Source organism: Catellatospora sp. IY07-71 (assembly GCF_018326265.1).
GTDB lineage: Bacteria > Actinomycetota > Actinomycetes > Mycobacteriales > Micromonosporaceae > Catellatospora.
On the sequence record NZ_AP023360.1, the window covers coordinates 8,340,281 to 8,366,132 of the forward strand.

At 72.3% G+C, this 25,852-nt stretch carries 27 protein-coding genes and 1 tRNA gene; 18 read left to right on the top strand and 10 right to left on the bottom strand.

All coding sequences use genetic code 11. The features are described from left to right. Window positions 1-105: 105 nt before the first annotated feature. The 5 genes from CS0771_RS37335 (at window position 106) to CS0771_RS37355 (ending at window position 4,782) form a co-directional block, all read left to right on the top strand. Entirely contained in the window at window positions 106-891 is a 786-nt protein-coding gene (locus CS0771_RS37335) for a dioxygenase (protein ID WP_244871256.1), read from the top strand. 64 nt (window positions 892-955) lie between these two features. After that, window positions 956-1,708, top strand: a complete 753-nt coding sequence (locus CS0771_RS37340; protein WP_244871257.1) for a tyrosine-protein phosphatase — start codon at window positions 956-958, stop codon at window positions 1,706-1,708. A 94-nt stretch (window positions 1,709-1,802) separates the two neighbouring features. Further along, on the top strand, window positions 1,803-2,558 hold the full coding sequence (locus CS0771_RS37345; RefSeq protein ID WP_212845336.1) for a tyrosine-protein phosphatase: 756 nt from the start codon (window positions 1,803-1,805) through the stop codon (window positions 2,556-2,558). A gap of 61 nt (window positions 2,559-2,619) precedes the next feature. Next, the gene (locus CS0771_RS37350) at window positions 2,620-3,342 is read left to right on the top strand and encodes a hypothetical protein (RefSeq protein WP_212845337.1); all 723 of its coding nucleotides are present in this window, start codon (window positions 2,620-2,622) and stop codon (window positions 3,340-3,342) included. A gap of 99 nt (window positions 3,343-3,441) precedes the next feature. After that, on the top strand, window positions 3,442-4,782 hold the full coding sequence (locus CS0771_RS37355) for a C39 family peptidase (protein WP_212845338.1): 1,341 nt from the start codon (window positions 3,442-3,444) through the stop codon (window positions 4,780-4,782). A 50-nt stretch (window positions 4,783-4,832) separates the two neighbouring features. Here CS0771_RS37355 and CS0771_RS37360 read toward each other — a convergent pair whose 3' ends face one another. Further along, complete coding sequence (locus CS0771_RS37360) at window positions 4,833-5,591, bottom strand: VOC family protein (protein ID WP_212845339.1); 759 nt, start codon at window positions 5,589-5,591, stop codon at window positions 4,833-4,835. Window positions 5,592-5,730: 139 nt separating this feature from the next. On the opposite strand from CS0771_RS37360, the gene CS0771_RS37365 reads away from it, so the two are divergent. Further along, window positions 5,731-6,369 carry a hypothetical protein gene (locus CS0771_RS37365; protein ID WP_212845340.1) on the top strand — a complete coding sequence of 213 codons (639 nt, stop codon included), beginning with the start codon at window positions 5,731-5,733 and terminating at the stop codon, window positions 6,367-6,369. A gap of 47 nt (window positions 6,370-6,416) precedes the next feature. On the opposite strand, the gene CS0771_RS37370 is transcribed toward CS0771_RS37365, so the two are convergent. The 3 genes from CS0771_RS37370 to CS0771_RS37380 all read right to left on the bottom strand — a co-directional run bounded on the left by CS0771_RS37370 (window position 6,417) and on the right by CS0771_RS37380 (window position 9,942). After that, on the bottom strand, window positions 6,417-7,295 hold the full coding sequence (locus CS0771_RS37370) for an oxygenase MpaB family protein (RefSeq protein WP_212845341.1): 879 nt from the start codon (window positions 7,293-7,295) through the stop codon (window positions 6,417-6,419). Window positions 7,296-7,405: 110 nt separating this feature from the next. Beyond that, window positions 7,406-8,848, bottom strand: coding sequence for an alpha-amylase family protein (locus CS0771_RS37375; protein WP_212845342.1), 1,443 nt, complete (start codon window positions 8,846-8,848; stop codon window positions 7,406-7,408). Between the two features lie 167 nt (window positions 8,849-9,015). Next, entirely contained in the window at window positions 9,016-9,942 is a 927-nt protein-coding gene (locus CS0771_RS37380) for an aminoglycoside phosphotransferase family protein (RefSeq protein ID WP_212845343.1), read from the bottom strand. A 198-nt stretch (window positions 9,943-10,140) separates the two neighbouring features. Between CS0771_RS37380 and CS0771_RS37385 the strand changes: the two genes are divergently transcribed. After that, on the top strand, window positions 10,141-10,896 hold the full coding sequence (locus tag CS0771_RS37385; RefSeq protein WP_212845344.1) for an FkbM family methyltransferase: 756 nt from the start codon (window positions 10,141-10,143) through the stop codon (window positions 10,894-10,896). Here the strand turns inward: CS0771_RS37385 and CS0771_RS37390 are convergent. Next, on the bottom strand, window positions 10,872-11,681 hold the full coding sequence (locus CS0771_RS37390; RefSeq protein ID WP_212845345.1) for a CDP-alcohol phosphatidyltransferase family protein: 810 nt from the start codon (window positions 11,679-11,681) through the stop codon (window positions 10,872-10,874). The two genes, CS0771_RS37385 and CS0771_RS37390, sit on opposite strands and share 25 nt — an antisense overlap. A 44-nt stretch (window positions 11,682-11,725) precedes the next feature. Here CS0771_RS37390 and CS0771_RS37395 point away from each other — a divergent pair, with 44 nt between their 5' ends. From CS0771_RS37395 to CS0771_RS37440, 10 genes are all read left to right on the top strand, one after another. After that, a complete protein-coding gene (locus tag CS0771_RS37395; RefSeq protein ID WP_212845346.1) occupies window positions 11,726-12,706 on the top strand; it encodes a zinc-binding alcohol dehydrogenase in 981 nt (326 codons plus the stop codon). Between the two features lie 3 nt (window positions 12,707-12,709). Next, window positions 12,710-13,108: a 6-carboxytetrahydropterin synthase gene (locus CS0771_RS37400; RefSeq protein WP_212845347.1), complete on the top strand. Its 399-nt coding sequence runs from the start codon at window positions 12,710-12,712 to the stop codon at window positions 13,106-13,108. 122 nt (window positions 13,109-13,230) lie between these two features. Beyond that, the gene (locus tag CS0771_RS37405) at window positions 13,231-14,277 is read left to right on the top strand and encodes a glycosyltransferase family 4 protein (protein WP_212846280.1); all 1,047 of its coding nucleotides are present in this window, start codon (window positions 13,231-13,233) and stop codon (window positions 14,275-14,277) included. Window positions 14,278-14,371: 94 nt separating this feature from the next. Next, the gene (locus CS0771_RS37410; protein ID WP_371821607.1) at window positions 14,372-15,355 is read left to right on the top strand and encodes a YbhN family protein; all 984 of its coding nucleotides are present in this window, start codon (window positions 14,372-14,374) and stop codon (window positions 15,353-15,355) included. Then, window positions 15,348-16,055: a dihydrofolate reductase family protein gene (locus CS0771_RS37415; protein WP_212845348.1), complete on the top strand. Its 708-nt coding sequence runs from the start codon at window positions 15,348-15,350 to the stop codon at window positions 16,053-16,055. Before CS0771_RS37410 ends, CS0771_RS37415 begins: the two co-directional genes overlap by 8 nt. Window positions 16,056-16,060: 5 nt before the next feature. Continuing rightward, a complete protein-coding gene (ribA, locus tag CS0771_RS37420) occupies window positions 16,061-16,672 on the top strand; it encodes a GTP cyclohydrolase II (protein WP_212846282.1) in 612 nt (203 codons plus the stop codon). A gap of 41 nt (window positions 16,673-16,713) precedes the next feature. Next, complete coding sequence (locus CS0771_RS37425) at window positions 16,714-18,276, top strand: sulfatase-like hydrolase/transferase (RefSeq protein ID WP_244871259.1); 1,563 nt, start codon at window positions 16,714-16,716, stop codon at window positions 18,274-18,276. Window positions 18,277-18,353: 77 nt separating this feature from the next. Then, the gene (locus tag CS0771_RS37430; protein WP_212845350.1) at window positions 18,354-18,953 is read left to right on the top strand and encodes a hypothetical protein; all 600 of its coding nucleotides are present in this window, start codon (window positions 18,354-18,356) and stop codon (window positions 18,951-18,953) included. 111 nt (window positions 18,954-19,064) lie between these two features. After that, window positions 19,065-19,946 carry a hypothetical protein gene (locus tag CS0771_RS37435; RefSeq protein WP_212845351.1) on the top strand — a complete coding sequence of 294 codons (882 nt, stop codon included), beginning with the start codon at window positions 19,065-19,067 and terminating at the stop codon, window positions 19,944-19,946. Between the two features lie 83 nt (window positions 19,947-20,029). Next, window positions 20,030-20,248, top strand: a complete 219-nt coding sequence (locus tag CS0771_RS37440; RefSeq protein WP_212845352.1) for a type II toxin-antitoxin system VapB family antitoxin — start codon at window positions 20,030-20,032, stop codon at window positions 20,246-20,248. Between the two features lie 225 nt (window positions 20,249-20,473). Here CS0771_RS37440 and CS0771_RS37445 read toward each other — a convergent pair whose 3' ends face one another. Next, window positions 20,474-21,085: a hypothetical protein gene (locus tag CS0771_RS37445; protein WP_212845353.1), complete on the bottom strand. Its 612-nt coding sequence runs from the start codon at window positions 21,083-21,085 to the stop codon at window positions 20,474-20,476. A gap of 128 nt (window positions 21,086-21,213) precedes the next feature. On the opposite strand from CS0771_RS37445, the gene CS0771_RS37450 reads away from it, so the two are divergent. Then, entirely contained in the window at window positions 21,214-21,711 is a 498-nt protein-coding gene (locus CS0771_RS37450; RefSeq protein ID WP_212845354.1) for a hypothetical protein, read from the top strand. Between the two features lie 300 nt (window positions 21,712-22,011). Here CS0771_RS37450 and CS0771_RS37455 read toward each other — a convergent pair. The 4 genes from CS0771_RS37455 to CS0771_RS37470 all read right to left on the bottom strand — a co-directional run bounded on the left by CS0771_RS37455 (window position 22,012) and on the right by CS0771_RS37470 (window position 25,753). Further along, window positions 22,012-22,086, bottom strand: a tRNA-Val gene (locus CS0771_RS37455). Between the two features lie 196 nt (window positions 22,087-22,282). Next, window positions 22,283-22,741, bottom strand: coding sequence for a peroxiredoxin (locus CS0771_RS37460; protein ID WP_212845355.1), 459 nt, complete (start codon window positions 22,739-22,741; stop codon window positions 22,283-22,285). 104 nt (window positions 22,742-22,845) lie between these two features. Beyond that, a complete protein-coding gene (locus CS0771_RS37465; protein ID WP_203740581.1) occupies window positions 22,846-23,286 on the bottom strand; it encodes a DUF3052 domain-containing protein in 441 nt (146 codons plus the stop codon). A 154-nt stretch (window positions 23,287-23,440) separates the two neighbouring features. Then, window positions 23,441-25,753, bottom strand: a complete 2,313-nt coding sequence (locus CS0771_RS37470) for a thiamine pyrophosphate-dependent enzyme (protein WP_212846283.1) — start codon at window positions 25,751-25,753, stop codon at window positions 23,441-23,443. Between the last annotated feature and the right edge of the window lie 99 nt (window positions 25,754-25,852).

The window sequence follows — 25,852 nt, forward strand, 5'->3', positions numbered from 1 at the left end:
GCACTCATCGGACAAATCCATAACACTTCGCGCAAGATCGACGCGATCTTGGCCGGTGAGCGGTGCCACTCGACGATAGTTGAACAGTCAAGTAATCTGGTGGGCATGAGCCGTATGCCGACCATCTACCTCAGCCACGGGGCGCCGCCGCTGGCCGACGACGCGCTGTGGACGCGGCAGCTCGCGGACTGGTCGCGTGATCTGCCCAGGCCGACCGCGATCCTGGTGGTCTCCGCGCACTGGGAGAACGCCCCGCTGGCGATCGGCGCGACCACCACGGTTCCGCTCTACTACGACTTCGGCGGCTTCGCGCAGCGCTACTACGAGGTGCAGTACCCGGCTCCGGGGGCGCCCGAGCTGGCCGCCAAGGTGCGTGACCTGCTGCGCGGTCCGGGGCGGCCGCTGGCCGACGTGCCCGACCGAGGGCTCGACCACGGGGCGTACGTGCCGCTGGTGGAGATGTATCCCGACGCCGACATCCCGGTGCTGCAGATCTCCATGCCCACGCTGGACCCGCGCGAGCTGATGGCGATCGGCAGGCGGCTCGCGCCGCTGCGCGACGAGGGTGTGCTGATCATGGGTTCCGGGTTCTTCACCCACAACCTGCGCGCGGCGATGCCCTTCATGCAGCTCGGCGCGGACGCGCCGGTGCAGGGCTGGTCGGCGGAGTTCGACGACTGGGGCCGGGCCGCGCTGGACTCCGGCGACGTGGACAGCCTGCTGGACTTCCTGGCCAAGGCGCCGTCCGGGCGGATGGCGCACCCCCGCACCGAACACTTCGCCCCGTTGTTCGTGACGCTGGGCGCCGGCGAGGCTGACCTGGCCGAACAGCGTACGGTGATCGACGGCTTCTGGCTGGGCCTGGCCAAACGTTCGGTCCAGCTGGGGTGACCTGGTAGCTGATGTGACGCGGTCCCGGCTTCTGCCGGGCGGTGACGCTGATTACGGTAACGGGGTGACCATCACGCCCGCCGCCGAGCGCAGCATCGCCTTCGCCGCGCTGTTCAACTTCCGCGACCTGGGTGGACTCACCACCAAGGACGGCCGCAAGGTGCGCCGGCGCACGGTGTACCGGTCCGACACGCTCAGCCGGCTGGGCGCCGAGGACCGCGTCGCGTTCACCGCGCTCGGCATCCGCACCGTGATCGACCTGCGGCGGCCCGCCGAGGTCGCGTCGATGGGCCGCGTGCCGGAGTGGACCCAGGTGGTGTGGCGGCACAACCACCTGGACCACCCGCTGTGGGACCACTCCACGTACACCGCCGAGATCGGGGTGGCGCGCTGGCTGTCCGAGCGTTACCTGGAGCTGGCCCACCACGGCCGGACCGACATCGCCCGGGTGATCGGCATGCTGGCCGACGACCGCAACGGCCCCACGGTGGTGCACTGCGTGGCCGGCAAGGACCGCACCGGCCTGATCGCGGCGCTGGCCCTGGACCTGCTCGGCGTGCCGGAGGACCAGATCGCCGCGGACTACGCGCTGACCGAGCGCAGCGCCCCGGCCTTCAGCAACTGGGTGCGCACGGCGTTCCCGAACGAGGACCACACCAACCCGCCGCCGTTCTACACGCACACCCCCGCCGAGGCCATGATGATCACGCTGCACGGCCTGCGGCACCGGCACGGCTCCGTGGCGGAGTATCTGGTCGCCGCAGGTCTGCACCGGGAACGGCTGGACCGGCTGCGCACCCGGCTGCTCGAAGCGTGAGCCGGCCGAGGTCTGCACGGAGCGGCAGCGCGGACGGGGCAGGGATGGGCGGAGCCGACGGGCGACACGGACCACGGACCGGCGAGGAGGGCACGTGACGCCAGGGGACGCGGCGCGGCTGGTGGACTTCACCAGCCCGCTGTTCAACTTCCGCGACGTCGGCGGGCTGGCCGCCGCGGACGGGGCCACGGTGCGGCACGGCGTGCTGTTCCGCTCGGACACGCTGACCGCGCTGCGCGAGGAGGACCGGGAGCGTTTCGCCGCGCTCGGCGTGCACACCGTCATCGACCTGCGGCACGCGCGGGAGCTGGCGAGCTTCGGCCGCGCTCCCGAGTGGTGCTGCACGGCCTGGCACAGCGTGCCGCTGACGAACCCCGCCTGGCGCGGCGAGGACTACTCGCCGGAGGCGGGGGTGGCCGCCTTCCTGACCGCGCGCTACCTGGAGACCGCCGAGCTGGCCGCGGCCGACATCGTCCGCGCGCTGGAGCTGATCGCGACCGGCTCCGGCCCGACCGTGGTGCACTGCCTCGGCGGGCGCGACCGCACCGGGATAGTGGTCGCGCTGGTGCTGGAGCTGGCGGGCGTGTCCGATGAGGACATCGCCGCCGACTACGCGCTGACCGAGCACGGCACCGCCCGATACCTGGCCTGGCAGCGGGTCAACCGCCCGGACCGCCCGCCGCTGGAGCCGTACCTGGCGAGCACGCCGGCCGCGGCGATGCGGGCGTTCCTGGACGCGCTGCGGGAGCGGCACGGCTCGGTCGAGGGCTATCTGACCGGTGCCGGAATGGCCGCGGAAAGCGTTGCCGCGCTGCGTGTTCGGCTGCGTGAGGAGCGTCCGTTGAGGTGACCCCGGCGTGATTTCCGGGTGGCATGATGTGACGGGATTTCAGCGGGGAGGAGCCGTCACCATGCACATCGGAACGCGCGTGCTGCTGGGCGTGGTCACCGTGGTCGCCGCCGCGGCCGTGCTCACGGGCTGCGCGCAGGAGCCGGACAGCGCGGCCGTCCCGGGGACCGTCCCGGGCAGCAGCACCGGGCAGTTCGCGCAGATCGACGCGGCCACCCGCGAGCTGGTGACGCAGCGCGTCGACTGGCAGGCGCCGGCCTCGTTGGACGTGGAGCAGACCGCGCGCGTCGGCCTGTCCGTCGGTTCCGGCGCGGAACTGAAGAGCAAGGTCGAGGCGCTGGTGCCGAACGCGGTGACCACCCCGGCCGGCGAGATGAAGGTCGGCCCCACGGTGCGGGCCAGCCTGCGCGGCAACCCCGAGGACGTGGAGATCACCCCGGCCGAGGCGGTGAACGCGTCCACCGGCAGCGACGTGCAGATGCTGTGGACCTGGCTGATCAAGCCGAAGCACCCGACGGATGCCCTGGACCTCACCGCGCACCTGGAGGTGCCGCTGAGCAACGGGCACGTCATCACGCACGAGGTGCCGCTGCGCATCGAGGTGCACCGCACCATGCCGTACACCGTGTGGCAGGTGCTGACCAACTGGGGCACCTGGTCCGCCGTGGTCACCAGCCTCATCGGCGTGGTGGGCTGGCTGATCCGCCGCCGGCGCAAGCAGGGCGCCGCGGGCGAGGAGAAGCCCGAGGCGTCGGTGGCCGCTCCCGCGGAGGCCGCCGCCTGAGTCGCTGAAGAAATCTTCCACCCGAGTGGGTATGGCGAAAGTTAGCTTCAGCCGCGATAGTGGCGGGTGAATGTCCAATCCCATCCCCGCGGAGACTCCATGGCCAGATCACGTTTGCGGGCGGCCGCCGTCGCCGGCCTCACCGCGCTCAGCCTCGCCGCGCTGACCGCCGCCGCCGGGGCACCCGCCGCGGCCGCCCCGATCACGCACGACGAGCAGATCACCTTCCAGGAGTGGTCCAGCTACCCCGCCTGGCGCCAGGGCACCCACCAGGGCACCTTCGCCATCCCCGGGGTGCGCACCGGGATCACCATGCTCCGCCCGGCCGGCACCGCCGACTACACCGACCCGTACACCGGCACCACGAAGACCTGGGCGTACTCCACCTGGACGTCGCCGGTGACCGAGGTCGGGTTCGACGCCACGGAGCTGGTCGCCTCGTGGAACGCCGAGACCCCCGCGGGCACCTGGATCCAGGTCGAGCTGCAGGGCACCTACAACACCGGCGGCCAGACGCCGTGGTACGTCATGGGCCGCTGGGCGTCCGGTGACGGCGACATCAAGCGCACCACGGTGAACCGCCAGGGCGACCCGTGGTCGACGATCTGGACCGACACGTTCTCCATCGACGACGCCGCCAACGGGGTGCTGCTGCACGCGTACCAGCTGCGGCTGACCCTCTACCGGGCGCCGGATCAGTGGCAGGCGCCGCGGGTCTGGATGCTCGGCGCGATGAGCTCGTTCGTGCCGGACCGGTTCGAGGTCACGCCGAGCGCGGGCGGCATCGCCTGGGGCACCGAGCTGAACGTGGCCCGGCGCTCCCAGAACATCCACATCGGGGAGTACCCGGAGTACGACGGCGGCGGCCAGGCCTGGTGCTCGCCGACGTCAACCACGATGGTGCTGGAGTACTACAACCGGGGCCCGTCGGCGCAGGACCTGGCCTGGGTGGACCCGGCCTTCGAGGACCCGCAGGTCGACCACGCGGCCCGGATGGTCTACGACTATGCGTACGAGGGCGCCGGCAACTGGCCCTTCAACACCGCGTACGCCGCGTCCTACCCCGGCATCGACGCGAAGGTGACCCGGCTGCACTCGCTGGACGAGATCGAGCGGTTCATCAAGGCCGGCATGCCGGTGATCACCAGCCAGTCGTTCCTGTCCGCGGAGCTGGACGGGGCGAACTACGGCACGTCGGGGCACATCTTCGTCATCGTCGGCTTCACCGCCGAGGGCGATGTGATCGTCAACGACCCGGCGTCGTCGAGCAACGACGCGGTGCGCAACGTGTACAAGCGTGCGCAGTTCGAGAAGATCTGGCAGCGCACCAAGCGCTACCGCGCCAACGGCACCGTGGCCTCGGGCCCCGGCGGCATCGTGTACCTGATCAAGCCGTGGTGGAAGCCGTGGCCGTACGTCCCGGGCTCCACCAACTGGTGAGCCGGTCCGGAGGGTGTGCCCCCGCCGTGGGGTGCACCCTCCACCTGTCTCTACCGGCGCGTCTGCAGGATCGCGTCGGACAGCGCGATCACCCCGAACGTGCCGCCCTGCGGGTCGGCCAGCAGCGCGTAGTCGCCCACCGCCAGCTCCAGCGGGCCGGCCAGCACCGTGCCGCCCAGCTCCGTGCAGCGCGCCACGGTCGCCGCGCAGTCCGCCACCTCGAACGTGATGCGCCAGTGCGCCGGCGTGCCCGCCGGGTAGCGCTCGTCCATCACGGACAGCCCGCCGACCACGCGGCTGTCGACTAACCACTCGATGTGGTCCACGCCCTCGGCGATCTCGCTCTTGCGCTCCGACCAGCGGAACGCCTTGCCGTAGAAGTCCACGGCCGTGTCCTCGCGCCAGGTCACCACCTCGGTCCAGCACATGGTCGCGGGCTCGTTGGCGGCCTCCGCGCCGCCGAAGCTGCCCCGCTGCCACACCCCGAACACGGCGCCCTCGGCGTCGGTGACCAGCGCGGCCCGGCCCTTGCCGCCCCGGTCGTGCGGTGGCGCCAGCACCGAGCCGCCCGCGTCCACGACCGCCGCCACGGCGCCCTCGGCGTCGGTCGCCGAGACGTAGCCGAGCCAGGCCCCGGGCCGGCCGGGCTCGCCCGGCACGATGCCGGCCACGGCACGGCCGCCGAGGGTGAACACCTCGCCCGGCGCCCAGCCGAACAACCCGCTGTAGAACGCCGCGGCGACGCCGGTGTCGGCGGCGGCGTACTCGGCCCAGCACGGCGTGGCGGGCGCGTATCCCCTCACTCGCATGCCCGACACCTTAGGGGCATCCCATGTTTACGTGAAGATCCGCATGTGCCGTCCGATTCGCTCCGTTCGGCTGACCGGACGGCCGATCCGTGGCATACGGGTCATGCGCGGGGACCGCCTGACGCGCGATGATGACGCCATGCCCCAGGATCGATCCCCGCTCGATCGATGCAACACGGCGCTCAACGAGTCAGATGTGGTCGGGCTGCGCGTCAACTGGCCGGGCCGCACCGTGCGGCTGCTGCTGCACGTGCTGGCGCTGCCCGCGTACGGGCCGGTGGATCCGGACACCCGCCGCGCCCTGGTGTTCACCGGAGTGTCGCTGGTGCGGGTGCTGCTGCGCGCGGACCGGACCTTCAGCCGCGACTACGGCAACGCCATCGACCTGGCCGACGCCGACGCCGCCGACGCGTTCCTGGCCTCGGTGGGCTGGTCGAACCCGATGTACGGCTGGAGCTTCCTGAACGACCCCCAGCTCACCGAGGACTGGCCCGAGCGGCTGAGCCTGGTCCTGGACTCCGGCGGCCCGCCCGCCGCGCACACCCTCTACTGGTTCTGCGAGTGCGGCCGCGAGGAGCCCGGCGGCGACGGCGCGTACTGCATCGAGGGCGACATCCGCTTCGACCGCCTCGAGGTGGAGCGCGCCGACGGCACCGTCATCCCCCTGACCTCCTTCGCCACCGACGGCGAGCGCTGGTGGGAGGCCTTCCGCAGCGGCGACCCCCGCGTCTCCGGCGAAGCCCAGCAGTCCCAGCCCCCCTCCCCCGCCTGGACCTGAAAGGAAGGGCACCTTCTTATCGCTTTACGTAGAGGAAGGGCACCTTCTTAACTCTCAGCGGAACGAGCGGCCACCCGAGCCATCGCGTCGCGGTAGATGGGGCCGTGCTGGAAGCGCTCCGGCAGCAGCCGGGTGGCCAGGCGCAGGCCGCGTACCGACACCGAGGCGGACAGGTCGGTGGTGGGCAGGCCGAGCGTGCCGTACACCCGCCGCGCCCAGCCCGGTTGCAGCGCGAACGCGGTCGCGGCCAGCCCGGTGTACACCAGCCGGGCCGGGGTGAGCCCGAGGTGCCATGGCAGCGGCGGTGCCATCAGGAAGAACAGCGTGTCCAGCGCCTCCCGGGTGAGCGCCAGCTCCGGCCGGACGCGCCGGTAGTACGCGGCGACCTCGGCCCTGGTCCCGGGCACGGTCGTCGGGTCCAGCCCGACCAGCTCGGCGGCGCGCCGCTGCTCGGTGTAGTAGCCGTCCACGTCCGCGTCGGTCAGCTCCAGCCCCGCCCGCCGGGCGGTGGTCACGAACGACTCGACCTCGGTGACGTGCACCCAGCGCAGCAGCTCCGGCTCGTCGATACGGAACGTCTCGCCGGTGCGCCGGTCCACCCCCCGCATCCGGGCGTGGATGCCACGGATCCGGCGGCCCGCGGCGGCGGCCTGCGCAGTGGTGCCGAAGATGACGGTGCCGACGTAGTCGGCGGTGCGCAGCAGCCGCGACCACGGCTCGACCTTGTAGCTGGAGTTCTGCACCACGCCCGCGATGGCTCTGGGGTGCAGCGCCTGGAGGAACAGCGACCGGACGCCGGCGATCCAGAGCACCGGCTCCGCGTGCACCCGCCAGGTGACCGACCCCGGCCCGAACAGCCCGAGGTCGCCCGTGCCGGTCAGCGCAGCCTCGCCCGGCAGCACGACGGCAGTGTTCCGCGCGGTCATGAGGTCCAGCGTGCCACGCCTGCGGGCCGTCCCGTTCCTCCTTGCCTGAGCGAAGCTCCCCTCATGCTGCCGGAAACGGGCATGAAGGGAGCTTCGATCACCAAACCGGGCTAGCTGATCTTCGCGTTGACGTGGATGGCGATCGCGTCGTGCGCGGCGACGTTCGCCGCGAACCAGCCGTTGGCGTCGACCGTGATCACCGGGCCGGTGCAGGTGGTGCCGCTCTTCTCACCGTGGATGACGTCGCAGTAGCGGCCCGCGGGCAGGTTCGTCTGGTACGAGCGCCCGTTGATCGCGCCGTCCTCGTCGTTGATCGTGAGGTAGCCCTTGCCGTTACGGCCGAACGCGATGTGGTTGTTGCCGTTGTCGTACCAGTTCACCATCGTGGTGCCCTTGACCGCGTTGTGGAAGCCGACCATGTTGGCGATGACCTGCCAGCGGTGCTCGCAGCGCCAGCCGCCGCTGAAGCAGGTCGCGTTGTTGGTCTTGCCGTTGGCGTCCGACGGCGGCCCCTGGTCCTTGCTGCTGAACTCGTAGCTGCTCATCACGGTCGGCGAGCCGTACGGCCAGGCCAGCATGAACGCGTTGGCCAGCGCGTAGATGCCGTTGTCCTTGTACGTCAGGATGTCGCCGCCGTCGCGCTGGGTGTCGTGGTTGTCGACGAACACGGCGGCCTTGCCTGTGGTCAGGTGCCCCCACGGCTCGCCGAAGTTCTTCAGGTAGGCCAGCCTCTCGCGGCGGAACACCCGGCCCAGGTCCTTGCCGTAGCGGAACTCGTGCACGTCGCCGTTGCCGGTGTACTCGGTCGGCTGCACCGGCTCGCCCGCGCCGTAGATGACCTCCTGGACGTGGTACACCGAGCGGGACAGCTTGCCCTTGATCGCCGCGATGTCGGCGGCCGGCATGTGCTTGCTGGCGTCCCAGCGGAACCCGTCCACGCCGAGGCTGAGCAGGTCGTTGAGGTAGTTCGCCAGCTTGGTGCGGACGTAGTCGCTCTCGGTCTTGAGGTCGGCGAGGTTGACCAGCTCGCAGTTCTGCACCTCGTACCGGTCGCCGTAGTTCACGATGTCGTCGGTGCCGTTGCGGCCGCAGTGGTGGAAGTCCTGCGTCTGGTAGATGCCGGGGTAGTTGTACGACGTGTAGGTGGACCCGGCCCAGCCGGTGCCCGAGCCGACGCCGGTGGTGTGGTTGACCACCGCGTCGACGATGACCTTCACGCCCGCGTTGTGGCAGGTGGTGACCATCGACTGGAACTGCGCCCGGGTGCCCTTGCGGGACTCGACCCGGTAGCTGACCGGCTGGTACGCCACCCACCACTGCTGGCCGCGCACGTGCTCCTGGGGCGGGGAGACCTGCACGTAGCCGTAGCCGCGCGGGCCGAGGTAGTTGGTGCACTCGGTGGCGACCGAGGGCCAGTTCCACTCGAAGAGCTGGACGATGACGTCCTTGGTGCCTGAGGGGCCGGCCGCCGCCGGTGCGGACAGGGGTAGGGGCAGCATCGCGGCGAGCACCGCGGTCAGCGCCAGGGGAAGAAGTCTGCGTCGTCGCAGCATGGGAACACTCCGGACGGTACGAGGGGACGAGTCGTCGCGGTGCACCGGCTCGCACGGGATTGAAACCGTGCTGAAACCTTGCGGCAATATTCACAAGAACTTTCAATGAAGTCAACGAGTCCGAAGCAGATCGGCACGCCGACGCCCCCGCAAGATCTTGCCGCGACTCAGCCCAGCAGGCGCTCCGCCGAAGCCAGGTAGGCCCGACCGGCTTCGGGCTGACCGTGGCGGATCATGTAGAGCCCCGACGAGACCCGCTCGATGAAGCCCCACTCCCAGATCACCTGCGGGTCCACCCCGGTCGCCGTGGCCAGCCGGGCGCACCAGCCGCGCAGCAGCGCGACCGGATCGGCCGCCGCCAGCAGCTCCGCCTCCCAGCCCCGCACCGCGACGCCGAGGTCGTAGCCGGGGTCGCAGAGGAAGCCGTCCGGGTCGACGAAGACGTACCCGGACTCGGCCCCCGCGCGCGGCGACAGCACCGCCAGGGCGTTGTCCGGGTGGGCGTCGCCGTGGCAGACCACGCAGCCGGTCACGTCGAAGGCGGCGGCGCGGCGGCGGGCGTAGTCCAGCGCCCGGCCGAGCACCGCCGGGGAGCACGGCTCGCCGGTCTCGGGATACAGCTGCTCGATCAGCTCGTGCAGCGTGCCGGCCTTGTCCTGGCCGGGCGGCACGGTCGCGCCGGGCGGGTGCGGCACCCGCCACGCCTCGCGCAGCGTCGCGGCCAGCACGTCGAGCACCCGCTCCGGGGGCAGGCCCGCCGCGGGCAGGGCCGGGCCCAGCGGTTCGAGCAGCGCCGCGTCGCGGGCGGCGTCGTACGCGTACAGCCGCACGTACCCGTGGCCGTGCGCGGCTTCGAGCGTGCGCACCTGGCCGGCGAAGCCGTCGCCGGGCGGCGCGAGGCGCAGCACCGCATCGGTGCCGTCGGCCGCCCGCACCCGCAGCACCAGCGCGGCCGACCCGCCGGTCAGCGCCTCACCGGGGGTCAGCGCCCAGTCGGCGCACACGTCGGCGACCCGCTCCGGCAGGGACGCGAGCCAGTCGTGGGCGCCCCGGCTCACGGCGGTGCGGCGCATCAGGTCGGGCAGCTCGATCACGCAGCTCACGATGCCAGCCGGGCGCCGCGCACCCAACCGGATAACGGCGAAGCGCGGCGCGCCAAAGCGGATCTAGAAGCTTTGTTGTCGCTCGGGCAGCACCAATTCATCTAGATCCGGAATCCACGCGGCGAGCCGCCCCGGTAGCCACGAGATCGGGAACGCTGCCGCGGGGGGCCGGGCGGGTTAGGCTCGGCCATGCTCGCTCGCGCCTGGGGAATCACCCGGTCTCTCGCGATGTACCACGGCATCCCCGGCCGGCACCGGCGGATGCGCCGCTTCTACGGGCAGTTCCTCGGCCCCGGCGACGTCGGTTTCGACATCGGCGCGCACGTGGGCAGCCGGGTGCGGCCGTGGCGGCGACTGGGCGCCCGGGTGGTCGCCGTCGAGCCGCAGCCGGACTGCCTGCGCGTGCTGCGGCTGTTCTTCGGGCGCGACCCGGAGGTGGCGATCCTGCCCATCGCGGTGGGCGCGCGGGCGGGCACGGCGAGCCTGGCCCTGTCCTCGGCCACGCCGACCGTGTCCAGCATGTCGCACGAGTGGATCGAGACGGTGACCAGCACCGACGACCGCTTCGCGGCCGTACGCTGGGATCGGGCCGTCGAGGTCGAGGTGGTCACCCTCGACGACCTGATCGCCGCGCACGGCGAACCGGCCTTCTGCAAGATCGATGTGGAGGGTTTCGAGACGGACGTGCTGCGCGGCCTGTCCCGCCCGCTGCGCGCCCTGTCCTTCGAATACCTGCCGCCAGCGCACGACGCCGCGCTGACCTCGCTGGAGCTGGTCGAGCAGCTCGGCGCGGGACGCTACGAGTACAACTACGCCCCCGTCGAGACCATGCGCTTCGCGAGCGACCGCTGGCTCAGCGCCGCCGAGCTGGCTGACCTGCTCGAACAGCGCTTCCGCCCGCTCGGCCGCTCGGGCGACGTCTACGCCCGCACCCGCTCGCTCTGATCCCCCGGCACGGCCCCGTCGGCCGCCGCCGCGCCGCCCAGCCCGCGCGCCTCTACAGGAGTCGCGCCCATGAGGAAGGCGGGGCGCGTGGCGAGGGCGTGGCGGTGGCGGAAGAGGTAGCCGACGTCGCGGCCGAAGGACTCGGTGAGCAGGGCGAGCGCGGCCACGAGGGCGATGACGACCAGGGGGCGGGGCAGCAGGTTCGCGGCGGCGGCGCAGAGCACGATGCCCTGGATCGCGGCCACCACCTTGCGCCAGTAGCGCGGGAACAGCCGCCCGTTCAGCCACGGCAGCACCCAGGTCGCCACGACGTACACGTAGCGCATCGCGCCGATGGCGAGGACCCAGATTCCGAACCGGGGTGCGGCGTACAGGCTCAGGACCAGGATCAGGAACGCGTCGACCTCCATGTCGAAGCGCGCGCCGAACGCCGAGTCGGTGCCGGTCCCCCGGGCCACCCGGCCGTCGACCGCGTCGAGCACCAGCGCCACCACGGTGACCCCGACCAGCACCGGGACCGCGACCTCGTGGACGAAGGAGTCGGCGACCAGCGCGGTGACGCAGCCGGCGAGCAGCGCCCGGCTCAGCGTGACGCGGTCGGCGGGGCCGAACCCGTTGCGGCGCGCGGTCCGCAGCGCCCGGTCGACCAGCAGGCACAGTGCGATGCCGTACCCGATGCCGGCCAGCCACCCCGCGCTGCCCAGCCCGGTCGTCGAGGCCAGCACCACCAGCAGGGCGAACTGGACGATCAGGCCGATCACCGGGCCCGGTCGCAGCGACGGCACGGCGCCTCCGTTAGGTTCGGTGGAGATCGGGTGAGGAGAGATCGATGGCATCCTACGCGCGCGCCTTCTGGATCGCCTCGCCACGCGCGGGCGAGATCCGGCCGGTGGCCGTGCCCGCGCCCGGCCCCGACGAGGTGCTGGTGCGCACCGTCCACACCGGCATCAGCCGCGGCACCGAGACCCTCGTGTTCCGCGGCGAGGTGCCCGAGAGCCAGTACGCGATCATGCGCGCGCCGTTCCAGGAGGGCGGCTTCCCCGGCCCGGTGAAGTACGGCTACCTCAACGTCGGCGTCGTCGAACAGGGCCCGGCGGACCTGCTCGGCCGCACCGTGTTCTGCCTGTATCCGCACCAGACCCGCTACGTCGTGCCCTCGCGCGCCGTGGTGCCGGTGCCCGACGGCGTGCCCGCCCGCCGCGCGGTGCTCGCGGGCACCGTGGAGACCGCGGTCAACGCGCTGTGGGACGCCGCGCCGCTGGTCGGCGACCGGATCGCGGTGGTCGGCGCGGGCATGGTCGGCGCGTGCGCCGCGATCCTGCTGGCCCGCCTGCCCGGCGTGCGTCTGCAGCTGGTCGACGCCGATCCCGGCCGGGCCGCGCTGGCCGCCGCGCTCGACATCCCGTTCCGCCTCCCGCAGGACGCCGACGGCGGCTGTGACCTGGTGTTCCACGCCAGCGCGTCGGCCGCGGGACTGCAGCGCGGCCTGGAGCTGCTCGCGCCGGAGGGCACCGTGATCGAGCTGAGCTGGTACGGCGACCGCGAGGTCGGCCTGCGGCTGGGCGGGGAGTTCCACTCCGGACGGCTGAGCATCCGGGCCAGCCAGGTGGGCACGGTGTCCCCGGCCCGCGCGGCGCGGCGCTCGCACGCCGACCGGCTCGCGCTCGCCCTGGACCTGCTGCGCGACCCGGTCTTCGACGCGCTGCTGTCCGGCGAGTCGGGCTTCGAGCAGCTGCCGGAGGTGCTGGCCGGGCTGGCCGACGGCACCCTGGCGGCCCTGTGCCATGTCATCACCTACGGCAAGGAGTGACCGGTGTTCAGCGTGACCGTCCGCGACCACATGATGATCGCCCACAGTTTCCGCGGTGAGGTCTTCGGGCCCGCGCAGCGCCTGCACGGCGCCACGTTCGTGGTGGACGCGACGTTCCGCCGCGCGGACGTCGACGCCGACGGCATCGTGGTCGACATCGCGGCCGCCGCCCGCGCGCTGAACGCCGTGGTGGGCGAGTTCAACCTGCGCAACCTCGACGAGGTGCCCGCGCTCGCGGGCCTGAACACCACCACCGAGGTCCTCGCGAAGGTGATCGCGGACCGGCTCGCCGAGCAGGCACGCGCGGGCGCGCTCGGCGACGGCGCGCGCGAGCTGGCCGGCCTCACGGTCACCCTGCACGAGTCGCACATCGCCTGGGCGAGCTACGAGCGCACCCTGTGACGTCCGACCCGGACGCGGCCGGGCAGGCCGCGCCCGGCGGTGCCGGCCCCGGTCGCCCGCCGGACGCCCCGCGGCCGGGCGGCGGCCGAGCGGGCGGGCCGTCCGCGACCGTCGACCCGGCCGTGCACGTCGTGCTGCCGGGTGACATCGACGACCCGGCCGCGCCCAGCGGCGGCAACCGCTACGACCGCAGGCTGTGCGACGGGCTGGCGGCCCTCGGGTGGACGGTGCACGAGCACGCCGTGCCGGGTGCGTGGCCGCGGCCGTCCGGGACGGTGCTCGCCGCGCTCGCGCAGCGGCTGGACACCCTGCCCGAGGGCGCGCTCATCCTGGTGGACGGGCTCGTCGCCGCCGGGGCCGGGGACGCGCTGGCCGCCCACGCGGACCGGCTGCGGCTGGTCCTGCTCGCGCACATGGTGTTCGGTGACGAGGCCGCCGACCTGCGCATCCAGGAGGGCCGCGCCCTGCGGGCGGCGTCCGCCGTGCTCACCGTCAGCCGGTGGTGCCGCACCCGCCTGATCGAGCGGTACGCGCTGCCGCCCGCCCGCGTCCACGTCGCCACCCCCGGCGTCGACGCCGCACCCGCCGCACCCGGGTCGGCGTCCGGATCGCGGCTGCTCTGCGTGGCCGCGCTCGCCCCGCACAAAGGACAGGACGTGCTGGCCGACGCCCTGTCCCGGCTGGACGAGCTGCCCTGGACCTGCACCTGCGCCGGTCCCCTCGACCGTGACCCGGCCTTCGTCACGGCACTGCGTGCACACCCGGCCGGACCCCGGATCGCCCTGCCGGGACCGCTGACCGGCGCCGCGCTCGACGCGGCGTACGCGGACGCTGATCTGCTCGTCCTGCCCTCGCGGGGGGAGAGCTACGGGATGGTGGTCACCGAGGCCCTGGCCCGGGGTTTACCGGTGCTGACGTGCGACGTCGCCGGGCTGCCCGAGGCCGTGGGCCGCGCCCCGGACGGCAGCCTGCCCGCGCTGCTGGTGCCGCCCGGCGACCCGGCCGCGCTGGCTGCGGCGCTGCGCCGCTGGCTGACCGAGCCACCGCTGCGCGACGAGCTGCGCCGGTCGGCCCGTAGCAGGCGTGACACGCTCAGCGGATGGGAGGGCACCGCCCGGCGGGCCGCCGCCGTCCTCTCCGTGGTGGCGATGACGCGCGAGGCCACCTGATGATGGGCGCTCTGTGTATAAATCCACAGACACCCCGGGCCGTTACCCCTAGGAAGATGAAGTGCTTGGACGGGAGATCGTGTTGCGCAGCGCCTTGACGGGGAACGCCGCCCGGCCACCGGGAGCGGCGGCGCGACAGGTCGGGCGGTGGGCGCGGCTGCTGGGCGGCCTGGCCATCCTGGCGCTGCTGCTGTGGCAGATGGGCACCGGCCCGTTCCTCGACGGGGTGCGCCGGATCGACCGCGCCGCGCTGGCCGCCGCGTTCGCCGTCAGCGTGCTGACCACGGTCTGCTGCGCCTGGCGCTGGCGCCTGGTCGCGGGCGGGTTCGGCGTGCGGCTGCCGCTGGGCCGGGCCGTCGCGGCGTACTACCACGCGATCTTCCTCAACACCACGCTGCCCGGCGGGGTGGTCGGCGACGTGCACCGGGCGCTGCGGCACGGGCTCGACATCAGCGACGTGCGCCTGGCCGTGCGCGCCGTGGTCGCCGAGCGCGTGATCGGGCTGGCCGTGCAGCTGGCCGCCACGACGGTGCTGCTGCTGGTGCTGCCCTCGCCGGTGCGGCCGTACATGCCGCTGGTCCTGGCGGTCGCCGCCCTGCTCGGCGCGGCGAGCTGGCTGACCGGGCGGGCGCTGTCCCGGCCCGGGTCCACCCGGCCCGTCGCCCGCTGGCGGGACGGCCTGCGCCGCGATGCCGCCCAGCTGCGCACCGCGCTGGCCGCCCCCGGCGTGCTGGTGGGGGTCGTCGCCGTGTCGGCGCTCGGCGTGGCCGGGCACCTGGCGCTGTTCCTGCTCGCCGCGCGCACCGCCGGAGCGACCGCGCCACTGCCGCTGCTGGTGCCGCTGACCCAGCTCGCCCTGCTGGCGATGGCGCTGCCGGTCAGCTTCGCGGGCTGGGGCCCGCGCGAGGGCGTCGCCGCGTGGGCGTTCGGCGCCGCCGGGATGACCGCCACGCAGGGGGTCGCCACCGCCGTCACGTACGGCGTGCTGGTCCTGGTCGCCGCGCTGCCCGGGGCGGCCGTGCTGCTGGCCCGCATGATTGCCCCCGCCCCCGCGCGGGTAGGTGGAAGCGATGTCTGACCGCCCGTACGTCCTGCTCAGCTGCAGCATGTCGATCGACGGTTATCTCGACGCCGCGAGCGACGAGCGGCTGCTGCTGTCGAACGACGCCGACTTCGACCGGGTCGACGAGGTGCGCGCGAGCTGCGACGCGATCCTGGTCGGCGCGCGCACGGTGCGCCGGGACAACCCGCGCCTGATGGTCCGCGACCAGGCCCGCCGCGATGCGCGGGTGGCCCGCGGCCTGCCGCCCTCCCCCATGAAGATCACCGTCACCGCCCAGGCCATGCTCGACCCGGCGGCGGCCTTCTTCGCCACGGGCGACGTCGAGAAGCTGGTGTACTGCGCCAGCCGCCGCGTCGAGCACGCCCGGCGCAAGCTCGGCGAGGTGGCGACCGTGGTGGACGGCGGCGAGCCGGTCGACCTGAACTGGGTCACCAAGGACCTGCACACCCGCGGCGTGAGCAGGCTGATGGTGGAGGGCGGCGGCACCATCCACACCCAGTTCCTCACCGCCGACCTCGCCGACGAGCTGCATCTGGTGGTGGCCCCGTTCTTCGTCGGTGACTCACGGGCCAGCCGCTTCGTCGGCGACGGCCACTTCCCGTGGCGGCCGGGCCGCCGGGCGGAACTCGCCGAGGTACGGCAGATCGGCGACGTCGTGCTGCTGCGCTACGCGTTGTCGCCGCGGTTCGGCAGCGCAGACCAGGGAGACCGATGACCACGATGCTGCCCGCCGCGACCGTCCGTACGCAGGTGCCGGTGCCGCTGCGCTTCCACGACGGCTACACCGTCACCGCGCGCGTGATCACGTTCGCCGGGCTGGTCGACGGCCGCGAGCACCTGGCGCTCGCGCTCGGCGCGGCGGACCGGCCGGTGCCGCTGGTGCGCCCGCACAGCGAGTGCCTGACCGGGGACGTGTTCGGCAGCGAGCGCTGCGACTGCGGCCCGCAGCTGCGCGAGGCGGCCGAGCGCATCGCCACCGCCGGCGGCTACCTGCTCTACCTGCGCCAGGAGGGCCGCGGCATCGGCCTGTACGCCAAGCTCGACGCGTACGCGCTGCAGGACACCGGCCTGGACACCTACGAGGCGAACCTGGCGCTCGGGCACGACGCCGACGCCCGCGACTACACCGTGGCCGCGCAGATGCTCGGCGCGCTCGGCGTGGACCGGGTCGCCCTGCTCAGCAACAACCCCGACAAGGCCGACCAGCTCACCCGCCTCGGCGTGACGGTGGCCGAGCGGATCCCCACGGGCGTGCACCTGTCCCCCGCCAACGCCGGCTACCTGGCCACCAAGGCCCGCCGCGCCGCGCACACCCTGCACCTGGCCCGCTGACCATGGCGCGGTGGCGGCAGCCGGCCGCGCGGGCAGGTCTCGTGCTGGCATTCGTGTTCGTGTTCGTGCTGCTGGTGGCCCCGAGCGAGCTGGGGCGGCTGAGCCCGGCCGCGTTCCTGCGCATCCCGCTCGACGGGCTGGTCGCGCTGGCGGTCGTGCTGGTGCTGCCGCCCCGGGGCAGGCGCATCGCGGTAGTCGCGCTCGGTGCCGTGCTGGGCCTGCTCAGCATCGTCAAGGCGATCAGCCTCGGCTTCTCCGCCGTGCTCGACCGGCCCTTCGAACCCGTGCTGGACTGGCCGTTCCTGGTCGCGGGCGCCGACTACGTCGGCCAGTCGTACGGCAGCGCTCTGATGTGGGCCGCCGTCGCCGCCGCGATCCTGCTCGCCGTGGGCGTGCTCGCCCTGGTCACCGTGGCGTTCGGGCGGGTGGCCCGGCTCGCCGTGGCGCACCGGCGCCCGGCCGCGGGCACCGTCACCGCGCTCGCGGCCGGCTGGCTCGCCCTGGCGCTGGCCGGGGCGCAGCTGGTGCCCGGCGTGCCGGTCGCCGCGCACGACGCCTACGACCAGGCACACCAGCTGCAACGGGGCGCGGGCGACCGGCAGACGTTCGCCGAGCAGCTGTCCGCCGACGCGTTCCGGGCCACACCCGCCGGGGAGTCGCTCACCGCGCTGCGCGGCAAGGACGTGGTCGTCGCGTTCGTCGAGAGCTACGGCAAGGTGGCGCTCGCCGACCCGGAGCTGTCCCCGCAGGTCGGCGCGGTGCTCGACGAGGGGTACGCGCGGCTGCGGGCGGCCGGGTACGCCGCGCGCAGCGCGTGGCTCACCTCGCCGACCACCGGCGGCGGGAGCTGGCTCGCACAGTCGACGCTGCTGTCCGGGCTGTGGGTGACCAACCAGCAGCGCTACCAGACCCTGCTGGCCAGCGACCGGCTCACCCTGCCCGCGGTGTTCGCGCGGGACGGCTGGCGCACCGTCGCGGTCATGCCGGCCACCACCACCCCGTGGCCCGAGGGCGCGGTGTACGGCTACGACCAGGTCTACACCGCCGGAGACCTCGGCTACGCCGGGCCGCGCTACAGCTTCGCGACCATGCCCGACCAGTACACGCTGCACACGTTCCAGCAGCGGGAACGGCAGCCCGGGCACCTGCCGGTGATGGCGGTTATCCCGCTGATCTCCAGCCACTCGCCCTGGGAGCCGGTGCCCCGGATGCTCGGCTGGGACGCGGTCGGCGACGGCTCCGTCTACGCCGCGGCGGCCGGCTCCGACGACCCCGCCGAGATCGTCGAGCAGCGCGACCGCACGCGCGTGCGCCACGCGTACCGCAACGCGATCGCGTACTCCCTCAACGCCCTCATCTCCTATGTCGAGGCCTACGGCGGCGACGACCTCGTGCTCGTCTTCCTGGGCGACCACCAGCCCTCGCCCTCGGTCACCGGCCAGCGGGCCAGCCGCGACGCCCCCGTCACCATCGTCGCCAGGGATCCCGCCCTCCTCGACCGCGTCGCGGCCTGGTCCTGGCAGGACGGCCTGCGCCCCGGCCCCGACGCCCCCGTCTGGCGCATGGACGCCTTCCGCGACCGCTTCCTCACCGCCTTCGGCTGAAAGCTGTAGCGGAGAACTCCCCGTGCGAGTCGGCTCGGTGACAGTGCGGCGCGGGCCGATCCGCTCCACTACTCACCATGCTGCGTCGCGCACTCCTCCCCCTCCTCGCCGTCGCCCTGCTCGCCGGCTGCGGTGACGACCCGAAACCGCCGTCCGCCGCGCCCAGCGCGGTCACCAGCCTCCCCGCCGAGGCCACCCCGAGCGCCGAGGCCGGCCCGGCGGCCTCGCCCTCCCCCGCGGTCCACCTCACCGTGGACGGCGCCGGGCCGTACTCCCTCGGCGCGAAGCTCGCCGACCTGCAGGCCGACGGGCTGCTGGCCGACGTCGCGACCGGCGGGGAGACCTGCCCGGTGAACACCACGGCCACCGGCACGGGGGTATGGCAGGAGGTGCGGCTCCAGTTCCGCCCCGACGGTGAGCTCTACCTCGTGATCAACCGCGCGAAGACCATCCCGACCCCGTCCGGCGCCTGGATCGGCATGTCCCTGGCCTCGCTCACCTCGATCTACGGCAACCTGGGCCAGGAGCTGAACGGCGGGGCCGCGTACCTGGTCACCACGAGCAATGGCCGAGGCATCCTGTTCGACCTCGACGCCAAGAAGAAGGTCATGGCGATGATCGCGGGCGACGCGGCGTACCTGAAGTCCAGCTACGAAGACGGCACCGACTTCTGCTGACCCGGCACGGCCGCCCCGTCACCTGAACGGGTGCCGGGGCGGCGCCGGAGGTATCCAGAACCGCCGCGCGGCCTCACTCTCATCGTCATACCGGCGAGGTGAGGAGGCGCGATGCCCACCGCGGCACAACTGCACGCCGAGTCCTTCTGGCAGCGCGAGCAGATCACCCCAGAACTGGCCGAGTGCTGCGCCGCCATCGCGGCCGGGCTCGGCATCCCCCGCGGCGATGTCGGCACCAAGGGCGACGAGAAGCACCTCAAGGGCCACCACCGCTCCCAGGAATGGCTGCTCAACAGCCGGTTCTGCACCAACCGGACGTACACGGTGCAGGCCGGGCTCACCACCGAACAGGCGCGCCACATCGCGGCGATCGACATCGTCCCCGGCGCGTGGGGCACCACCGAGAACCGGCGCCGCACCGCCGCCATCACCGCCCGCCTCGTCGCCGCCATGAAAGCCGGCGAGCTGAACGAGGTCCTCGAGGTGTACGGCGCCGCGCCCGACCTGCAGACCGTCACCGGCTGGAACAACCGGGAGGACCGGCCCGCGAGCGCGAACGACTCCCACCTCGACCATGTGCACCTCGGCATCGACCGCCGCAAGCTCCGCGACCGCGCATTCCTGCAGCGGCTCGCCTCGTTCGTGATGGGAGACGACATGTCCGCGAAGGCTGAGAGCGAAGTCCACGCGCTGTGGCAGGGGACGTACTTCGGCGGCAACTCGTGCGGCCGCAAGGTGCCGTTCCAGGGGAGCAGCAGCAACGCACTGGTCGCGAAGGCGGACTACACGGTGCAGCTGCTGGAGACGATCCTGACCGCGGTCAAGGGCGAGGCGGACACGGCGGCGATCCTGACCCGGATCGACCAGCGGGCCGCCGAGCTGCGGGCGGGGCTGGTCGCGGACATCCTCGCCGCGCTGCCCCCGGACCGGCGCGCCAGCCCGGCGGAGCTGGAAACGGCCCTGGAGCGAGCGCTGGCCGGCGGCGTGGAATAGCAGGACGAAACGCGCCCGACGGATCCGTATGCCTACTGTCATATCTTCGCATCGTTGCGTATACCAACGATGGGAGCAGAGCGATGGCTCTTACAGTCATCGATCTTGACGACTCCATGTTGGCGCTTGCGCAGCAGCAACTCGGCACGAAGACCAAGCGGGAAACGATCAACCGCGCACTGGCGATTGCGGCCGGCACCAGCACGGACGACCGCGCCCGCGGACTCGCCTGGCTACGCGAACACGCGAGCCAGATCCTGGACTTCGAGGTGCTGGAGGATGAGGAGCGTTCCGGCCGGTGACTTACCTGGCTGACACCGGCCCACTCGCCGTCATACCGCAGTCCCTGCGAGGGCGGGCCGACCCGAGACTGACATGATCGGCGCACCTGGTACGGCAGCGGCATGTAGCGCTCATGTCCTGGCGGTCTGCTTGTGGCTGCGTGTGTAGAGGCTGCATCCAGCGATGGCATGATCCCGTCGACGCTGTCGTGCTGGCGGGCGACGACCTGCTGCCGGCATCACCGGTCACTCCTTTACCAGGATCTCCGCCCTGATCTGCTGAAACTTCTGCGCACTGTCCGCTATGGAGCGGCCACCGAAGAACAAGGCGATGCCGAGACTGCCATGGTCGATCCATCCGCAGACGACGACCTCGCCCACCTTGCTATCCGTGTGGGCGCACTTGAGTTCACCGCCGCGTGGGAGCGCGTCGAACGCCTGCACGTTTCGGAGCGTTCCGTCGCCCGCCTTGGCCATCAGCTGATCCAGTTCTCCGGTCGGGTCGAGGATCAGCGTGGTGACCACGGCGAGCAGGATCGGCTTGTTCTTGGCCTTCGGGTCGTCCAGCTTGACGCCGATCGCGCCCGCCCGGTCCCTCTGGGCGCGGATGTCGGCGACCAACTTGCTCTCCACCGCCTGCATCTGTGGGCTGGCATCCTTACGCAGGCCCGCGATCTCCGTGCCGACCACGGCACGCACCGGATACTGGTCGCGGATCGGTTCGCTGACCAAGGCAAGCACACCACAGCACCCGAAGCTCAGCAGTGCCAGCACTGCGAGCACCCACGGCCAGCGCCGTCGGCGTGGGCGCTCGACGGAGGCGGCGTACAGCTGCGGTGACATGCTGGGTTCGATCACGCGCGGCACTGTACCAACCGATCATCACCCTTGGTGACCACCGCGGCATCGCGCAGGCGGCGCTGTGGTTCGGCAACGACATTGCAGCGCCATGCGCTTGAATGCGGCTGCCGTACTAGTTGCAGTTCGTGAGCGCGATCCTGCTGCAGATGCCGGACTCGATGACTAGCGTGTCCACCGCCAGTAATCCGTGGGTTCAGGGTGGGGTAACCCAGCTGCACGAGTCGCGCAGGAGATGTCACCATCTGCCCATGCAGACCTTGGGGGAGCTGAGTCACGAGGAGGAGTGCCTCCTGATCAACGCCAGTGAACATGATCTGTTGCCTGGGACCTTGTGGGACTGGATGCCGGATTTGGAGCTGGCGGACAAACTCCCGCGGCTTCCAGTGCTGGCGGAGGCGCTGTTGGGGCTCGTCGACCGAGGTCTCATCGAGGTCCGCCGGATCACGCCGGAGCTGGCTGCGGCAGGCCGTTACGACGTGGTGAGTCGCGCGGACCTAGACGAGTTGCTGGCAGACCCGGCGAGCTGGCAGTACACGGAGCGAGGCTGGGATGAGCGCGACGAGGGTCTCTGCATCGTGATGGTCCCCAAGCGGCTGACTCGCCTAGGCGTACCAAGCCGCTAGGCTCAGGCCCTCTTGCCTGCGGACTATGCCGGATTCGGCACCACACGGAACATGCACGGAATGATCGAGGGTGCACTAGGCGCGTTCGGCGGCGTTCTCCCAGGCTGGGTCACCTTGCGTGCTGCAACAGCAAACCCTTTCCTGAACCGTGGCTCCACCAGTTCTGAACGATCTTGCGTGCGATATCCGTGCGATAAGCGCTGGCGAAAAGCGGTTCATGACGGTCGACCAGGGCGAGAGGACGACGGCGCGGCCGAACTCGGAAAGCAGTTGGGACCAGGCCAAACGACCTGGTCCCGGTGGTGGGCGTGGCAGGGTTCGAACCTGCGACCCTCCGCTTGTAAGGCGGATGCTCTCCCGCTGAGCTACACGCCCGCACGGCTCACGCCGACACGAACCGGCACATCCTACCTGACCGGCGACCCCGCTTTCGCGGGACTTACACACCCGGCATGATCGCGGCCTGTGGGCCGCTGGGAAGATCACGGTCTCGTGTCAGAAGGTGCGGTCCAGCCTTACCTTCGGACACGAGATAGCGATCTTCCCACCGCGCCCGGCGACCCGGCCCCACTCAGAGCGCGGACAGCGCCTTGCGCCAGGCGTCCTGGTCGCGGGCCTCGCCGGGCAGGTTCATCTCGGCGTAGCGCACGACACCCTCCCGGTCGATGACGAACGTGCCCCGGTTGGCGAAGCCGCGCTCGTCGTTGAAGACCCCGTACGCCTGCGCCACGGCCCCGTGCGGCCAGAAGTCGGCCAGCAGCGGGAACTCGTACCCCTGCTCGTTGGCCCACACCTTGTGCGCGTACACCGAGTCGACGCTGACCGACAGCACCTGGGTGCCCTCGTTGGCGAAGTCGTTCAGGTTGTCCCGGATGGCGCACAGCTCGCCCTGGCAGGTGCCGGTGAAGGCGAGCGGGTAGAAGACCAGCAGCACGTTCTTGCTGCCCCGGAAGTCGGACAGCCGCACTTCCTGGTTGTTCTGGTCCTTGAGGAGAAAGTCGGGCGCCTGGGCGCCAACCTCGATCGGCATGGCGGTTCTGCCTCCGGAGTCGGTGAACGTTCACCTGTCATGGTCGCAGAGCTACCTGGCGGCCTGCCGTCTGGGGCAGGCCGCTGCTCGATCCGCGGCAGGGCTCAGCGCTTGGCGCGGGCCGCCTTCGGTGCCACCAGCCGCGCCGCGCTCCAGTCCTTGCCGGCGCTGAGGGTGGAAGTCTGGGATAGGCCGGCGGTGGGTGCCACCTCGGCGATCTCACTGGGCTCGACGTGCCCGGTCCGACCCGACTTCGGGGTCAGCAGCCACACCACACCGCTCTCGGCGAGCGGGGCGATGGCGTCGGTAAGCAGTTCGAACAGGTCACCATCGTCCTCGCGGTACCACACCAGCACCGCGTCGACGACCTCGTCGGTGTCCTCGTCCACCAGGTCAGATCCGCATGCGTCGGCCAGGGCGTCACGGAGCTCGTGGTCGACGTCGTCGTCGTACCCCATCTCCATGACCACCATGTCCGGCTCGATGCCGAACCGGTCCGCCAGGCTGCGTACGCCCTCGGCGGCCTGACCAGCGGTCGCGCTCACTGTCTTGTGCCTCCTCTTCGTTTTCCGGACACCCGCCGTGCGGTGCGGGGTCACTTGCCCATTGTCGTCGGCGTCACAGCCGACTGCGGGTAGTCCACACAGTTCTAGCCTCCAGCGCAAGTGGCGTCCTCGGCGGGTCGCCAAAAACGCGGGCTCAGGCGTCCAGCAGAGCCCGTGCGGCACGCTCGACGGCGTCCTCGCCGACGAGCACGTGCTCGGTGGCGGGGCCGAGCGGCAGGAAGGTGTCGACGGCGGCGACGCGCCTGGCCAGGCCGACGTACCCGGCGTCGACCAGCGCGGCGAGCACGCCCTCGCCGACCCCGCCGGAGCGGCGCGTCTCGTCGACTACCAGCACCCGGCCGGTGGCCCCGGCCTCGCGCACGATGTCGGCGAGCGGCAGCGGGGCGAGCCAGCGCAGGTCGAGCACGCGTACGCCGTCCCCGGCCTCGGCCAGGCGGTGCGCGACGCGCAGCGACATGCGCACGCCGTTGCCGAAGGTGAGGATGGTGAGCCGGTCCCCGGCGCCGAAGCTGTGGCTGCGGGCGCGGCCGACGGGCACGTGGGTGTCACCCCACCGGTCGGGCGCGGCGTACGGGCTCAGCCAGCCGCCGTCGCCCTCCTGATGCAGGTCACGGGTGTGGTAGAGGGCGATGGGCTCCAGGAACACGCTGACCGTGCCGTCCACCTCGGCGGCGGCGACGCAGCTGCGCAGCATGGCCGCGGCGTCGTCGGCGCGCGACGGCACGGCGAGCACCAGGCCGGGGATGTCGCGCAGTACGGCGACGGAGTGGTCGTTGTGGAAGTGCCCGCCGAAGCCCTTCTGGTATGCCAGCCCGGCCACGCGGACCACCATCGGGTTGCGGTAGGCGCCCTGCGAGAAGAAGCGCATGCTGGCGGCCTCGCCGCGCAGCTGGTCCTCGGCGTTGTGCAGGTACGCCAGGTACTGGATCTCGGGGATGGGCAGCAACCCGCCCAGCCCGGCGCCCAGGCCCAGCCCGAGGATGGACGTCTCGTCGAGCAGGGTGTCGAAGACCCTGGCCGGGCCGAAGCGGTCGCGCAGGCTCTTGGTGACCCCGTAGACGCCGCCCTTGCGGGCCACGTCCTCGCCGAAGACCAGCGACTGCGGGTGGGCGAGCATCAGGTCGGTGAGCGCGGCGTTGATCGACTGCGCGAGGGTGAGCGGGCCGGCGCGCTCGGGCAGCCTGCCGCCGAAGACGCGGTCGCGCTCGGCGAGCATGGCGCCGGCGGCGCGCTCCCCCGCCCGTGCGATCAGCTTGGCGACGCGCAGTGGGCGGCGCGGGGCCAGTGGGGCGACGACCTCGGCGGCGGAGGCGAGCTTCGGCTCGTCGCGTACGGCGGCGGCGGTCTGCTGCACCCGCCAGCCGATCTCGTCGTAGCGGCTGAGCAGTTCCAGCGGGGCGGCGTGGCCGGAGTCGACGAGCAGGTGCGCGGTGCGCAGCAGCGGGTCCAGCGCGAGGTCGTGCTCGATCTCGGCGTTGCTGCGGTAGGCCAGCTCGGCGTCGGCGCCCGCGTGCCCCATGAGGCGCACGGTGCGCAGGTGCAGCACGGCGGGGCGGCGGTGGCGGCGCACCCAGGACACGGCGGAGCGGGCCACGGCGTACGTGTCGGCGAGGTCGCAGCCGTCGGCGTGGAAGTAGCGCAGGCCGGGGCGGGACTTGAGGGTGGTGGCCACCCAGCCGGCCGGCGAGCGCACGCTGATGCCCAGGCCGTTGTCCTCGCAGACGAACAGCAGCGGCAGCCGCAGCCCCGTGAAGTCGGCCCAGCCCGCGGTGTTGAACGCGGCGGTGGCGCTGGCGTGGTTGACCGAGGCGTCGCCGAACGAGCAGACCACGACCGCGTCGCGCGGCCAGGTGGGCGGCACGACGGCGGGCTGGCCGGTGTCGGCGGCGTGGCGCCCGGCGGAGATGCCCTGGCGGGAGCGCTCGACGGCGAAGGCGAGGCCGACCGCGCGCGGCAGGTGCGAGGCGATGGTGGAGGTGGTCGGGATGACGTTCAGGTCGGTGCTGCCGAAGACCTTGTGCCGGCCGCCCGCGATGGGCTCGGCGGCGCTGGCGACGATGCCGCGCAGCACGTCGCGGATCGGGTCGACCTTGCCCTCGGCGAGCTGCTGGGCGCGCGCGGCGTAGAACGCGCCGGAGCGGTAGTGCAGCAGCGCCGGGTCGGTGGGGCGCAGCGCCGCGGCGACGCCCGCGTTGCCCTCGTGCCCGGCCGAGCCGATGGTGTAGAAGCCCGCGCCCTCGGCCCGCAGCCGCCGGGCGGCCAGGTCGAGGTGCCTGCTGGTCACCTGGGCGTCGAAGAGTTCCCTGGCCAGGGCACCGGTGAGGCCGCTGTCGGAGCGTACCGTCGCATGTGGATCGGCGTTCGGGGTCGTGCTCGCCGGCCACGCCGTGAGGGCGCTCCGGAACCGCTCGTCGAGATCATGAGAGGTGCTCACGCTGCACAGCATGCCCCGCAGCGGCAAGGGCCGACCACCCGGATCGGTGATCGGACACGCCAGGTGACCGCGCAAGTTGGACCATTTGTCCATATTTATCAATAATCGGCG

Coding starts and splice junctions, on each gene's coding strand:
- CS0771_RS37335 (WP_244871256.1), top strand. CDS start 106: ATGAGCCGTATGCCGACCATCTACCTCAGCCACGGGGCGCCGCCGCTG.
- CS0771_RS37350 (WP_212845337.1), top strand. CDS start 2,620: ATGCACATCGGAACGCGCGTGCTGCTGGGCGTGGTCACCGTGGTCGCC.
- CS0771_RS37355 (WP_212845338.1), top strand. CDS start 3,442: ATGGCCAGATCACGTTTGCGGGCGGCCGCCGTCGCCGGCCTCACCGCG.
- CS0771_RS37360 (WP_212845339.1), bottom strand. CDS start 5,591: ATGCGAGTGAGGGGATACGCGCCCGCCACGCCGTGCTGGGCCGAGTAC.
- CS0771_RS37365 (WP_212845340.1), top strand. CDS start 5,731: ATGCCCCAGGATCGATCCCCGCTCGATCGATGCAACACGGCGCTCAAC.
- CS0771_RS37370 (WP_212845341.1), bottom strand. CDS start 7,295: ATGACCGCGCGGAACACTGCCGTCGTGCTGCCGGGCGAGGCTGCGCTG.
- CS0771_RS37375 (WP_212845342.1), bottom strand. CDS start 8,848: ATGCTGCGACGACGCAGACTTCTTCCCCTGGCGCTGACCGCGGTGCTC.
- CS0771_RS37385 (WP_212845344.1), top strand. CDS start 10,141: ATGCTCGCTCGCGCCTGGGGAATCACCCGGTCTCTCGCGATGTACCAC.
- CS0771_RS37395 (WP_212845346.1), top strand. CDS start 11,726: ATGGCATCCTACGCGCGCGCCTTCTGGATCGCCTCGCCACGCGCGGGC.
- CS0771_RS37415 (WP_212845348.1), top strand. CDS start 15,348: ATGTCTGACCGCCCGTACGTCCTGCTCAGCTGCAGCATGTCGATCGAC.
- ribA (WP_212846282.1), top strand. CDS start 16,061: ATGCTGCCCGCCGCGACCGTCCGTACGCAGGTGCCGGTGCCGCTGCGC.
- CS0771_RS37430 (WP_212845350.1), top strand. CDS start 18,354: ATGCTGCGTCGCGCACTCCTCCCCCTCCTCGCCGTCGCCCTGCTCGCC.
- CS0771_RS37435 (WP_212845351.1), top strand. CDS start 19,065: ATGCCCACCGCGGCACAACTGCACGCCGAGTCCTTCTGGCAGCGCGAG.
- CS0771_RS37440 (WP_212845352.1), top strand. CDS start 20,030: ATGGCTCTTACAGTCATCGATCTTGACGACTCCATGTTGGCGCTTGCG.
- CS0771_RS37460 (WP_212845355.1), bottom strand. CDS start 22,741: ATGCCGATCGAGGTTGGCGCCCAGGCGCCCGACTTTCTCCTCAAGGAC.
- CS0771_RS37470 (WP_212846283.1), bottom strand. CDS start 25,753: ATGCTGTGCAGCGTGAGCACCTCTCATGATCTCGACGAGCGGTTCCGG.